We start from the raw sequence: 13,999 nt of genomic DNA, 5'->3' as shown, positions 1-13,999 counted from the left end.
GCTCTGAGGAGAGAAGAGATGACCCGATCCGCAGTCGAGGACGTGTGGCCGCTTTCGCCACTGCAGGAAGGGCTGCTCTTCCACGCCGCCTTCGACAGCGAGGGTCCCGACGTCTACCAGGGGCAGCGGCTGCTCGAACTGACCGGCCCGCTGGACGCGAGCCGGCTGCGGGCCTCCTGGCAGGCCCTGCTCACCCGGCACGCGGCGCTGCGGGCGAGTTTCCGCAGGCGCAAGTCGGGCGAGGCGGTGCAGGTCATCGCACGGGAAGTCGAACTGCCCTGGCGCGCGGCCGACCTCTCCGGTCTTGCGGAAGCCGACGCGCTCGCCGAGGCGGACCGGCTGGCGGACCAGGAGCGCGTCGAGCGGTTCGACCTCGCGGCGGCGCCCCTGCTGCGGCTCCTGCTCATCCGGATCGGCGCCCAGAGGCACCGCCTGATCGTCACCAGCCACCACGTCCTGATGGACGGCTGGTCCATGCCGGTGCTGCTCGACGAACTCTCCACGACCTACGCGGCCGACGGCGACACCTCCGGACTTCCGCCGGTGACGTCCTACCGCGAGTACCTGGCCTGGCTCGGCCGGCAGGACAAGGAGGCGGCACGGGCCGCTTGGCAGGCGGAACTGGCCGGGGCGGACGGCCCGACGCTGGTGGCGCCCGCGGACTCAAGCCGGACGCCCATGCCCCCGCGGAGCCTGATCAGCGAGCTCTCCGAGGAACTGACCGAAGGCCTGGTGCGGTTCGCCCGCGGCCACGGCCTGACCGTGAACACCGTGGTGCAGGGCGCGTGGGCGCTGGTCCTCGCGCGGCTCGCCGGGCGCACGGATGTGGTGTTCGGTGCCACCGTCGCCGGTCGGCCCATGGAACTGCCGGGTGTCGAGTCCATGGTCGGCCTGTTCATCAACACACTGCCGGTCCGCGTGCGGCTCGACGCCGGGCAGACCGTGACGCGGATGCTGGCCGAACTCCAGGAACGCCAGTCGTCCCTGATGGCTCATCAGCACCTGGGGCTGCCCGAGGTGCAGGGGCTCGCCGATTCCGGCGGGGCGGTCTTCGACACGCTCGTCGTGTACGAGAACTACCCGAGTCCCCCGGCCGGGCCCCCGGCGCCCGGCGCCTTCGCCGTGCGCGTCGCCGCGGGTCAGGAGAGCGCGCACTATCCGCTCACGCTGGTGGTGGCGCCCGTCGGCGAGCGCATGCTCTGCAAGCTGGACCACCGGCCCGACCTGTTCGACCGTGAGAGTGCCGAGTCGGTCTTCGCATGGTTGGTACGGGTCCTTGAACAGCTGGTGGCGGACCCGTCGGTCCTCGTGGGGCGCGTCGGAGTGCTCGCGGCGCCCGAGCGCGGCCTGGTCGTGGAGGGGTGGGGCGGCACGTGGGGTGAGGAGCCGGGCGGCCTGGTCCCGGAGCTGATAGCGGGGCGCGTGGAGTCGGCGCCGGGCGCGGTGGCCGTCGAGGGCGAACGAACGCTGTCGTACGGGGAGTTGTGGGAGGAGTCCGGCCGCTGGGCCCACTACCTGGCGGACGCGGGGGTGCGGCGCGGTGACCGCGTCGCGGTGGTGATGGAGCGCTCGGCCGACCTGCTGCCGCTGCTGCTCGGCGTATGGCGGGCGGGCGCGGCCTACGTGCCCGTCGACGCGGGATCTCCGCCGGACCGGGTGCGCTTCGTCCTCGCGGACGCGGCTCCCGTCGCCGTCCTGTGCACAGAGGAGACGCGGCAGCTCATACCCGATGGCGCCGGGCCGGTGCTGGCCGACGACCCACACGTACGGGCGGCGCTGGCCGGGTACGAGGGCGGTGACTCACCGGTGCTCGTGGGCGCGGACGATGTGGCGTACGTGATGTACACCTCCGGATCCACGGGCGTGCCGAAGGGCGTGGCGGTGTCGCACGGCAGCGTCGTGGCGCTGGTGGGGGAGCGCGGCTGGTCGGTCGGGCCCGAAGACGCGGTGCTCATGCACGCCCCGCACGCCTTCGACGTCTCGCTCTTCGAGGTGTGGGTCCCGCTGGCCGCCGGCGCCCGGGTGGTCGTCGCCGGGCCGGGGGCGGTGGACGCCGAGCAGGTGCGGGAACACGTGGCGGGCGGGGTCACCTCGCTCCATCTGACCGCGGGGTCCTTCCGTGTCCTCGCGGGGGAGTCGCCCGAGTGCTTCGCGGGACTGCGCGAGGTGCTCACCGGCGGGGACGTCGTCCCGGTCGGGTCGGTGGCCCGGGTGCGCGCGGCCTGCCCCGACGTGGTCGTACGGCATCTGTACGGGCCGACCGAGGTGACCCTGTGCGCGACCTGGCGGGTCTGGGGGCCGGGCGACGCGGTGGGATCGGTGCTGCCGATCGGGCGCCCGCTCGGCAACCGGCGGGTGTTCGTCCTCGACGCGTTCCTCCAGCCGGTGCCCTCAGGCGTGACCGGCGAGCTGTACGTCGCCGGTGACGGCCTGGCGCAGGGGTACTGGAGCCGGGCTGAACTGACGGCTGAGCGCTTCGTGGCGTGCCCGTTCGAGCCGGGCGGCCGGATGTACCGCACCGGCGACCTGGTGCGCTGGTCCGACACGGGCGAGCTGCTGTTCGTCGGCCGCGCGGACGCGCAGGTCAAGGTGCGCGGCTTCCGGGTCGAGCTGGGTGAGGTGGAGGCGGCGCTCGCCGCGCATCCCGCGGTGGCGCAGGCGGTGGTGGTGGCCCGGGAGGACGGTCCTGGCGAGCGCCGTCTGGTCGGGTACGTCGTGCCGGTGGACCCGGGCGGGCTTGGAGCCCTGGTGGGGCCGCCCGGCAGTCGGGCGAGCGTGGCCCGTCCGGACCCGCACCTCGTACGGGAGTTCGTGGCCAGGACACTGCCCGACTACATGGTTCCGGCCGCCGTGCTCCCCTTGGCCGAGCTGCCCGTCACCCGCAACGGCAAGGTGGACCACAAGGCTCTGCCCGCTCCCGACTTCGCGCGGAGGGCCACCGGGCGCGCCCCGCGTACGGAGACCGAGACGATCCTCTGCGGCCTGTTCGCCGCGTTGCTCGACCTGGAGCGGGTCGGTGCCGAGGACAGCTTCTTCGAGCTGGGCGGCGACTCGATCATGTCGATGCAGCTGGTCGCGCGGGCCCGCCGCGCGAGCCTGGTGCTGACCCCTCGGCAGGTCTTCGACGAGAAGACCCCGGAGCGGCTCGCACTCGTGGCGGAGACGGTCGGGGCGGGGACCCGCGACACCGGCATCTCTCGGGACGCGGGTGTGGGCGAGGTGCCGTGGACGCCGGTGATGCGGGAGCTGGGCGAGCGGGGTCTGCGCGGCGGTTTCGCGCAGTGGATGATCGTCGGCGCCCCGGTGGGCCTCGGACGTGAAGCGCTGGTGAAGGGTGTGGCTGCCGTACTCGACGCGCACGACATGCTGCGGGCGCGTGTGCTGACCGGCGAGCGAGAGCCCAGGCTGAGGGTTGAGCAACGGGGTGCGGTGAACGCCGACGAGGTGGTCGTCCGTCTCGGCGGGGAGGCCGCGTCCGCCGAGGCGCTGGACGACATCGCGGAGGCGGCGGCGCGCGAGGCGGTGGAGAGGCTCGATCCCGCCGCGGGCGTCATGGTCCAGGCGGTGTGGGTCGACGCCGGGCATGGGCGGGTCGGGCGACTGGCCCTGGTCGTCCACCACTTGGTGGTCGACGGCGTTTCGTGGCGCATTCTGCTGCCCGACCTGCGTGCGGCCTGCGAGGCGGTGGCGGAGGACCGTAAGCCGGAACTCGACCCGGTGGGCACCCCCTTCAAGAGGTGGGCGGACGCACTGGCCGAGGAGGCCGTCGCGGCGAGCCGTACCGCCGAACTCGCGCGGTGGACCGAACTCCTCGGTCAGCCGGAACCACCTCTGGGCAAGAGCGCGTTGGACCCGACGCGGGACACCGCCGCGACCATGCGCCGCCAGTCATGGACAGTGAACGCCGAGCACGCCGCCACCTTGGTGGGCAGGACCCCGGCGGTCTTCCACTGCGGAGTGCACGAGGTACTCCTGTCGTCCCTGGCCGCCGCGGTCGCGCACTGGCGCCGGAAGACCGCCTCCCAGCTGCTGGTGGACGTGGAGAGCCACGGCCGCACCCCGGTCGCGGGCGCTGAACTGTCGCGCACGGTGGGCTGGTTCACCGGTGTGCACCCCGTCAGGCTGGACGTCGGCGACGTCGATGTGCCACAGGCCATGCGCGGCGGACCCGCGGCCGGGGCACTCCTGAAGGCGGTCAAGGAGCAGGCCCGGGCGATACCCGGCGACGGCCTCGGCTACGGGCTCCTGCGCCACCTCAACCCCGACACCGCCCCCGTGCTCGCGGCCTCCCCCGCCCCGCAGATCGGCTTCAACTACCTGGGTCGCTTCACCGCGGACGCGACGAACGGCCCCGTCGCTCCCTGGCAGTTGGCGGGCGGCGAGGCGATCGGCGGCTCGATCGACCCGGACACCCCGGCCCTGCACATCCTGGAGGCGATCGCCGCCGTACAGGACACACCGGAGGGGCCGGAGCTGGCCGTCACGTTGAGCTGGCCCTCCGGGGTCCTTGACGAGTCCGAAGCGGCGGAGCTCGGCCGGACCTGGGAGCAGATCCTCGCCGGTCTGGCCGCTCACACCGCCGATCCGGCCGCCGGCGGTCACACACCGTCCGACTTCCCTCTCCTCGACCTCACGCAGCGGAACATCACCGAACTTGAGGCAACCGTCCCGGAGTTGGTGGACGCGTGGCCGTTGTCGCCGTTGCAGGAGGGCATGCTGTTCCACGCCACGTTCGACGCGCAAGGGCCGGACGTCTACCAGAGCCAGCGGTTGATGGCCCTGGACGGGCCGCTTGACGTGACCAGGCTGCGGGCCTCCTGGGAGGCGCTCCTGGCCCGGCACGCCGCACTGCGGGCGAGCTTCCACCGGAGCGAGTCGGGCGAGGCGGTGCAGGTCGTCGCGAGCGGAGTGGAACTCCCCTGGCGTGAGGCCGACGTATCGGGGATGACGGACGCCGAGGCGCAGGCCGAGGCCGAGCGTCTCGCCGAGCGCGAGATGGCGCGGCGGTTCGACCTGACGCGGGCCCCGCTGCTGCGCCTGCTGCTCATCCGCTTCGGTGAGAACCGGCACCGCCTCGCCGTCACCAGCCACCACATTTTGGTGGACGGCTGGTCCATGCCGGTCATCCTCAACGAGGTGTCCGCGCTGTACGCGGCAGGAGGTGACGCCACGCACCTGCAACGGAGCGCCTCCTACCGCGACTACCTGGTATGGCTCGATCGGCAGGACAAGGAAGCCGCGCGGGCCGCCTGGCGGGCGGAACTGGCCGGGGCGGAGGAAGCGACGCTGGTCGCGCCGGTGGATCCGGGCCGGCCGCCGGTGGCGCCCGAAGTCAGCACGGCGGAGCTCTCCAGGGAACAGACCCGGGCGCTCACCGAGCTGGCCCGCGCCCATGGGCTGACCGTGAACACCGTCGTGCAGGGCGCGTGGGCGCTGGTCCTCGCGCGTCTCGCGGGACGCACGGACGTCGTCTTCGGCGGGACCGTGGCCGGCCGGCCCCCGGAGCTGCCCGACGCCGAGTCGATGATCGGGCTCTTCATCAATACCCTGCCCGTACGGGTACGGCTCGACGGCGCCCAGCCGGTGCTGCGGATGCTCGCCGGGCTCCAGGAGCACCAGTCGGCCCTGATGGCCCACCAGCACCTGGGCCTCTCGGAAATCCAGCAACTCGCGGGTCCCGGCGCCTCGTTCGACACTATGCTGATGTTCGAGAACTACCCGCGGAACTCGGCCACCCTGGCCGACCCTGCGGACGGCACGACCAACGACGAGGTCACGATCACCCAGCTGAACACCCTGGCCGGTACGCACTATCCGCTGGCCGTGGGCGTAGTCCCCGCCGACCGGCTCCGTGTCCTCGTCACCTACCGGCCCGATCTGATCGACCGGGACAGTTCCCTGAGGACAGCACGTCAGGTCGTACGGGTCCTCGAAGAGCTGGTGACGGATCCTTCACTGACCGTGGCGCGGGTGGACGCCCTGGACGAGACGGAGCGCACGCAGGTTCTGGAGCGGTGGAACGCGACCGAGGCGGAGACCCCCGACGGACTGGTGCCCGCATGGATCGCCGGGCGGGTGGCCTCGACGCCGGATGCGGTGGCGGTCGAGGGCGAACGGGCCCTGTCGTACGGGGAGTTGTGGGCGGAGTCGGGGCGGTGGGCGGCGTTTTTGGCTGACTTGGGTGTGGGTCGTGGTGATCGTGTCGCGGTGGTGATGGAGCGGTCCTGTGACTTGCCCGCGTTGCTTCTTGGGGTGTGGCGGTCGGGTGCCGCGTATGTGCCGGTGGATGCGGGTTGGCCGGTGGAGCGGGTGGCGTTTGTTTTGGAGGATGCGGCTCCGGTGGTGGTTGTGTGCACTGAGGAGAGCCGGAGTGTGGTGCCGGAGGGTGTTGCCGTCCAGTTGGTGGATGACCCCCGGGTGAGGGCGACGGCTGGCCTGGGCGTGGAGCGGCTGGTGGCGTCGCGGGATGTGGCGTACGTGATGTATACGTCCGGTTCGACGGGGGTGCCCAAGGGCGTCGCGGTGCCGCACGGGAGCGTTGCGGCGCTGGTGGCGGAACGTGGCTGGTCGGTCGGGCCGGGCGACGCGGTTCTGATGCATGCCCCGCATGCCTTCGACGTTTCCCTCTACGAGATGTGGGTGCCGCTGGCCGCCGGCGCCCGCGTGGTGATCGCCGGACCCGGAGTCGTGGACGCCCAGCGGATGCGTGAGCACGTGAAGGGCGGGGTGACGTCCGTCCACGCCACGGCCGGCCAGTTCCGGGCGCTGACGGAGGAGACCCCCGACTGTTTCACCGGGCTGCGTGAGGTGCTCACCGGCGGCGACGTGGTCCCGGCCGGATCGGTGGCCCGGCTGCGGGAGGCCTGCCCGGACGTCACCGTCCGTCACATGTACGGGCCGACCGAGGTGACCCTGTGCGCGACCTGGCATGTGCTGAGGCCGGGCGACGAGATAGGGCCCGTACTTCCGATCGGGCGACCGATGAGCAACCGGCGGACCTACGTCCTGGACGCGTTCCTGCGACCGGTTCCGCCCGGCGTGACCGGCGAACTGTACGTGGCGGGCGCGGGGTTGGCGCAGGGCTACCTGAACCGTCCGGACCTCACCGCGGAGCGCTTCGTCGCGTGCCCGTATGTGCCGGGGGAGCGGATGTACCGCACCGGAGACCTGGCGCGCTGGTCCGAGGACGGCGCGCTGCACTTCGTCGGCCGCGCGGACGCCCAGGTCAAGATCCGTGGCTACCGCGTGGAGCTGGGTGAGGTGGAGGCGGCGCTGGCCGCCCACCCCGCCGTGGCGCAGGCGGTCGTCGTCGCCCGTGAGGACGGGCAGGCGGACGCGGGACGCCGTCTGGTCGGCTATGTGGTGCCGGAGGGCACGGCGCCGGATCCCGAAGACGTTCGTGCGTACGTTGCCCGGACCCTGCCCGAGTACATGGTCCCCGCCGCCGTACTCACCCTGGACACCCTCCCCGTCACCCGCAACGGCAAGGTCGACCGCGACGCCCTGCCCGCCCCCGACTTCGCCGGGAAGGCCGCCGGGCGCGCGCCGCGCACGGAGACCGAAGCGATCCTGTGCGCGTTGACGGCGGAGCTGCTCGGTCTGGAACGGGTCGGCGCCGAGGACAGCTTCTTCGAGCTGGGCGGCGACTCCATCATGTCGATGCAACTGGTCGCCCGGGCCCGCCGCGCGAACCTGCTCCTCACGGCGCAGGACGTCTTCGAGCACGAGACCCCCGCCGGTCTCGCGGCCGTTGCCCAGCACGTGGGCGAGGAGACGGCCACCCCGGATTCGGGCATCGGCGATGTGCCGTGGACGCCCGTGATGCGGGAGCTGGGCGAGCGTGGCCTGCGCGGCAGGCTCGCGCAGTGGACGACCGTCGGTGCCCCGGCCGGACTCGGCCGGGAGGTCCTCGTGGACGCCGTGGGCGCGGTACTCGACGCGCACGACATGCTGCGGGCCCGCGCGGTGACCGGCGAAGACGGCCCCAAGTTGTCGGTGGGGCCACGGGGTTCGATCGATGCCGCCGCCCTGGTCACCCGCGTCGACGCGGCGCACGCGCTGGACGGCGCGCTGGACGGCCTCGCTGACGAGGCGGTCCGTGAGGCCACGCAGCGCCTCGATCCCTCGGCGGGTGTCATGCTCCAGGCCGCCTGGGTGGACGCCGGTCCGGAGCGGGCCGGCCGACTTGCCCTCGTGGTCCACCACTTGGTGGTCGACGGCCTTTCGTGGCGCATCCTGATCCCGGATCTGCGGGCCGCGTGCGAGGCGTTGACCGCCGGACGGCAGCCGGAGCTCGACCCGGTGGGGACGCCGTTCAAGCAGTGGGCGGACCTCCTGGTGGAGCAGGCCACCGACGAGAGCAGGACCGCCGAGCTCCCGGGCTGGGCCGCCTTGCTCGGCGAGACCGAACCGCCTGTGGGTGAGCGGCGGTTGGACCCTGACCTGGACACCGCGGGCACGATGATCCGCCGTACCTGGAACGTGCCGGCAGAGCTGGCGGCCACGCTGGCGGGCCGGACACCGGCGCGGTTCCACTGCGGAGTGCACGAGGTGCTCCTGTCGGCACTCGCGGGCGCGGTCACCATGTGGCGCCGCGATGACGGCAGTGGCGTACTGCTGGACGTGGAGGGGCACGGCCGGGACCCGCTCGCGGGCGCCGAACTGTCCCGCACCGTCGGCTGGTTCACCACCACACACCCGGTCCGGCTCGACGCGGACGGCATCGATCTGGACGACGCGCGGAACGGCGGCCCGTCTGCCGGAGCGCTCCTGAAGACGGTCAAGGAGCAGGCGCGCGCGATACCCGGCGACGGTGACGGCCTCGGCTTCGGACTCCTGCGGCACCTCAACCCCGCCACCGCACCCGTTCTGGCGGCTCTGCCGACCCCGCAGATCGGCTTCAACTACCTGGGCCGGTTCACCCGGTTTGCGGCGGACGCGGCAGACGCGGCAGAGGCGGCAGGCGCGGCAGACGCGGCGGACCCAGAGAGCCGCGAGGTCACCGTCACTCCCTGGCAGCCGACGGGCGGCGAGTCGGTCGGTGGCTCGGTCGACCCGGACATGCCCGCCCTGCACGCCCTGGAAGCGGGCGCCGCCATCCAGGACACCTCCGAGGGGCCGGAGCTGTCCGTCACACTGACCTGGCCCACCGGAGTGCTCGACGAGCCGGACGCGGAGCAACTGGGACGCCTCTGGCTCGACCTGCTCGCCGGTCTGGCCGCCCACACCACCGCTCCCGGTGCCGGAGGGCATACCCCCCGCGACTTCCCCCTCATCGGCCTCGCGCAGCACGAGATCGACGAACTCGAAGACGCGGTGCCGGAGTTGACGGACATATGGCCGCTCTCGCCGTTGCAGCAAGGGCTGCTCTTCCACGCCGGATACGACGATCAGGGGCCGGACCTCTACGAAGGGCTGCGCGTCCTGGACCTCGACGGGCCGCTGGACGTGGACCGGCTGAGGGCCTCGTGGGAGGCGATCCTCACCCGGCACCCGATTCTGCGGGCGAGCTTCCACCGGCGTGCCTTGGGCGAGGCCGTGCAGGTCATCGCGCGCGAGGTCGAACTCCCCTGGCGCGAGGTCGACCTGTCCCACCTGGAGGCGGACGACGCACGCACCGAACTCGACCGAGTCGTCGAGGACGAACGCGCCCGGCGCCTCGACGTGACGGCTGCCCCGCTGCTGCGCCTGCTGCTGATCCGGCTCGGCGAGAACCGCCACGCCCAGGTGGTCATCAACCACCACATCGTCACAGACGGCTGGTCGCTGCCCGTCCTCATCGCCGAGATGGCCACCCTCTACGCGGCAGGCGGCGACGGACGGGCCCTGCCCGCCGCGACCTCCTACCGGGAGTACCTGGCCTGGCTGGAACGCCAGGACAAGGAGGGGGCGCGCGAGGCCTGGCGCACGGAGTTCGCGGGCGCGGACGAGCCGACGCTGACGGTGCCCGATGACCCGGCCGCGGTACCCGCCGTACCGGAACGCGTTCCCTTCGAGTTCTCCGAGGAACTCACGCGCGCAGTCGTCGAGTTGGCGCGCAGTCGCGGCCTGACCGTGAACACCGTCGTTCAGGGCGCGTGGGCGCTGCTGCTCGCCCGGCTCGTCGGGCGTACGGACGTGGTCTTCGGCGCCACGGCGGCCGGCCGGCCGGCCGAGCTGCCACGCGTGGAGTCGATGGTCGGCCTGTTCATCAACACGCTGCCCGTACGGGTCGATCTGCGCGGAGAACAGTCGGTCGCCGCGATGCTGACCGGCCTCCAGGAGCGGCAGGTCGCACTCATGTCCCACCAGCACATCGGCCTGTCCGAGATCCGCAGGCTCACGGGTCCGGGCGCCGTCTTCGACACGCTTGTCGTCTACGAGAACTATCCTCGCCCGCCGCTCCAGGAGCCCTCGCCCGACACCTTGTCCATCCGCCCCGGCGGCACACCACTGGACACCGGCCACTACCCGCTGACGCTGATCGCGGTGCCCGGCGAGCGCCTGCACGGCGAGTTCATCTACCGGCCGGGCGTGTTCCACCGCGCCTGGGCCGAGGAGATGGTGGCGTCGCTCGGCTGCGTGCTCGAAGGGATGGCGGAGGACCCGTCGGCGCCCGTCGCGCGGGTGGGAGTGCTGGGCGGGGCACGGCGCGAGCTCATGCTGGGCGAATGGAACCGCACCGAGGTGCCGGTGGCGGCGCGGACGCTGCCCGAACTGCTGCGCCGGGAGGTGGCGCGGTCGCGCGACTCGGTGGCCCTGATATCGGGCGAACGGTCCCTGTCGTACGGGGAATTGGAGGCGGAAGCCGGACGGTGGGCGCGCCATCTGATCGCGGCAGGCGTGGGGCCCGAGTCCCGGGTCGCCGTACTGGAGCCGGGATCGGTGGCGGCGGTGCTCTCCGTCCTCGCGGTGTCCATGGCGGGCGGCGTCTTCGTGCCGGTCGATCCGGGATACCCGGCGCAGCGAGTCGCGTTCGTCCTTGAGGACGCCGACCCGGTGGCCGTGCTCTGTACGCGGGAGACGCGGGCCCTGGTGCCGCCCGGGTACTCGGGCCGTCTGATCGTCATCGATGCCCCGGACGTCACCGAAGCCGTCGCCGAGCGCGCGGCAGGGGTCATCGATCAGTCGGAGCGGCTCGCGCCGCTGAGCGCGGACAACGCGGCATACGTCATCTACACCTCGGGGTCGACGGGCACGCCCAAGGGTGTGGTCGTTGCGCACGCGGGCCTCGCCAATCTGGCGCGGGCGCAGATCGAGCGGTTCGCCGTGGGGCCGGACTCCCGGGTCCTGCAGTTCGCGTCGCTGAGCTTCGACGCGGCGGTGTCCGAGCTGTGCATGGCGTTGCTCTCCGGAGGGTCACTCGTGGTGGCGGGCCCGGACGCGCTGCCGCCACAGGTGCCGCTCGGGCAGGCCGTGCGCGCGTCGGGGGCTACGCACGTCACGGTGCCCCCGAGTGTGCTGGCGACCGAGGATGAACTGCCCGCTGAACTACGGACGTTGGTGGTGGCGGGCGAGACATGCCCCCCGGCACTCGTGGACCGGTGGTCCGCGGGGCGGCGCATGGTGAACGCCTACGGACCCACCGAGCTGACCGTCTGCGCGGCGATGAGTGCCCCCCTGACGTCGGACACGGGCGTCGGCCGGGGCGTGGTGCCGATCGGGCGGCCGATGGCCAACGTGAAGGTGTTCGTCCTGGACGGCTTCCTCCAGCCCGTGCCGCCGGGAACCGCGGGCGAGCTGTACGTCGCCGGCGCCGGTGTGGCCCGCGGATACTGGGCACGGCCCGCCCTGACCGCCGAGCGGTTCGTGGCGTGCCCCTACGTGCCCGGCGCGCGGATGTACCGGACCGGGGACCTGGCGCGCTGGACCGACGACGGTGAACTCGTCTTCGTCGGCCGCGCGGACGCCCAGGTGAAGGTGCGGGGCCACCGGATCGAACCTGGCGAGGTCGAAGCGGTCCTGGCCGCGCATCCCGGCGTCGCCCAGGCGGTCGTCGTGGCACGCGCGGACCGGCGCCCCGGCGAGCACCAGCTCGTCGCGTACGTCGTCGCCGAACCGACCGAGGCGTGGCGCACCGACCAACTCCTTGCCACGCTCGGCGAGTTCGCGGCGCACCGGCTTCCTGCCTCCATGGTCCCGTCGGCGTTCGTCCCGCTGGAACACCTGCCGCTCACCCCGAACGGGAAGGTGGACCGCCGTGTGCTGCCCGCCCCCGACTTCGCCGGGAAGGTCTCGGGACGGGAGCCGCGCACGGAGAGCGAGGCGCTGCTGTGCGGACTCTTCGCCGAGGTGCTCGGCCTGGAACGGGTCGGCGTCACGGACAGCTTCTTCGAACTGGGCGGCGACTCGATCTCCTCGATGCAGCTGGCCTCGCGCGCCCGCCGCGCCGGGCTCGTGGTCACGCCACGGCAGGTCTTCGAGGAGAAGACCCCCGAGCGCCTCGCCACGGTCGCGGAACCGGCCGACGGTGCCGGACTCGACGCCGTCGAGGACATCGGCGTAGGCGAAGTGCCCTGGACCCCGGTGATGCGGGAACTGGGCGAGCCCGCCCGCCGCCCGGGGTTCGCACAGTGGACGGCTCTCGGCGCTCCGGCCGGTCTCACGCACGACGTGCTCCTGGGAGCGGTGGCCGCGGTCATCGACGCCCACGACATGCTGCGCGCGAGCGTGGTCGCGAGCGACGGTGACACCGTGCCGCGGCTGATCGTCGGCGAACGCGGATCCGTGGACCCCGCGGACCTGGTCACGCGAGTGGCCGCCCAGGACGCGGCGGACGGCTCCCTGGACGAGATCGCGGAACGCGCGGCACGGGAGGCCGTCGAGCGCCTCGACCCGTCGGCGGGCACGATGCTCCAGGTGGTGTGGGTGGACGCCGGGCAGGGGCGCGTCGGGCGCCTCGTCCTCATGGTCCATCACCTGTCCGTGGACGGGATGTCCTGGCGGATCCTGGTGCCCGACCTGGCCCTCGCGTGCGAGGCCGTGGCAGCGGGACAGGACCCCGTACCCGACTCCGTACTCGACCCCGTAGGAACATCGTTCAGGCGCTGGGCGACCCTCCTGTCCGCCGAGGCGGTCAGCGAGCCCCGGCTGGCGGAACTCGACGCATGGAAGGACCTCCTCGGCTCCACGGAGCCGCTGCTCGGGCGGCGCGCGCTCGATCCGGCGGTGGACACCGCCGAGACCACGCACCGCGCGTCCTGGAAGGTCCCCCGGCAGGAAGCCGCCACGCTGGCGGGCCCCACACCCGCGCTGTTCCACTGCGGAGTGCGCGAGGTGCTCCTGTCGACGCTCGCCGGAGCGGTCACGCACTGGCGCGGCGAGGACGGGCACGTACTCCTGGACGTCGAGGGCCACGGCCGTGAACCGGTCGAAGGGGCTGAACTGTCGCGCACAGTCGGCTGGTTCACCAGCACGCACCCGCTGCGCCTGACGGTCGACGACGTGGACCTGTCCGAAGCCGCCGATGGCGGCCCGGCCGCCGGAGCACTCCTGAAGGCCGTCAAGGAACAGGCACGGGCAGTGCCGGGTGACGGGCTCGGCCACGGGCTGCTGCGCCATCTGAACCCGGAGACGGGCCCCGAACTCGCCGCCCTGCCGAGTCCGCAGATCGGCTTCAACTACCTGGGCCGGTTCACCGCGGGCGACACGTCCGGGAACGGCACGGTCAAGGCCTGGCAGCCGGCCGGGAAGACGGCGATCGGCGGCTCGGCCGATCCGCACATGCCGTCCATGCACGCCCTGGAAGCGGGCGCGGCCATCGTGGACACTGCTGACGGGCCCGAGCTGACCGTCTCGCTCAGCTGGCCGGGCCACGTCATCGACGACGCCGACGCGGAACGTCTCGGCCGGCTCTGGCTGAACCTGCTCGGCGGCCTGGCCGCCCACACCACCGACCCCACGGCCGGTGGACACACACCCTCCGACTTCCCCCTCCTCGGCCTCGCGCAGAGCCAGATCGAGGAACTCGAAGCCGGATTCGACCCGCGCTGAAGCCCTGAGATCACAGGCTCACAGGCTC

1 protein-coding gene is annotated in these 13,999 nt (G+C 72.7%); it reads left to right on the top strand.

The annotated features are described in order from the left end of the window. The first annotated feature begins 18 nt into the window (after positions 1-18). A complete protein-coding gene (locus ACGFX9_RS09260) occupies positions 19-13,971 on the top strand; it encodes an amino acid adenylation domain-containing protein (protein ID WP_393467150.1) in 13,953 nt (4,650 codons plus the stop codon). Positions 13,972-13,999 lie beyond the last annotated feature (28 nt).

Origin of the sequence: Streptomyces sp. NPDC048436 (genome assembly GCF_043200355.1) — a bacterium.
In the GTDB taxonomy this organism is placed as follows: Bacteria; Actinomycetota; Actinomycetes; order Streptomycetales; family Streptomycetaceae; genus Streptomyces.
This window is presented reverse-complemented; position numbering and strand designations above follow the sequence as displayed.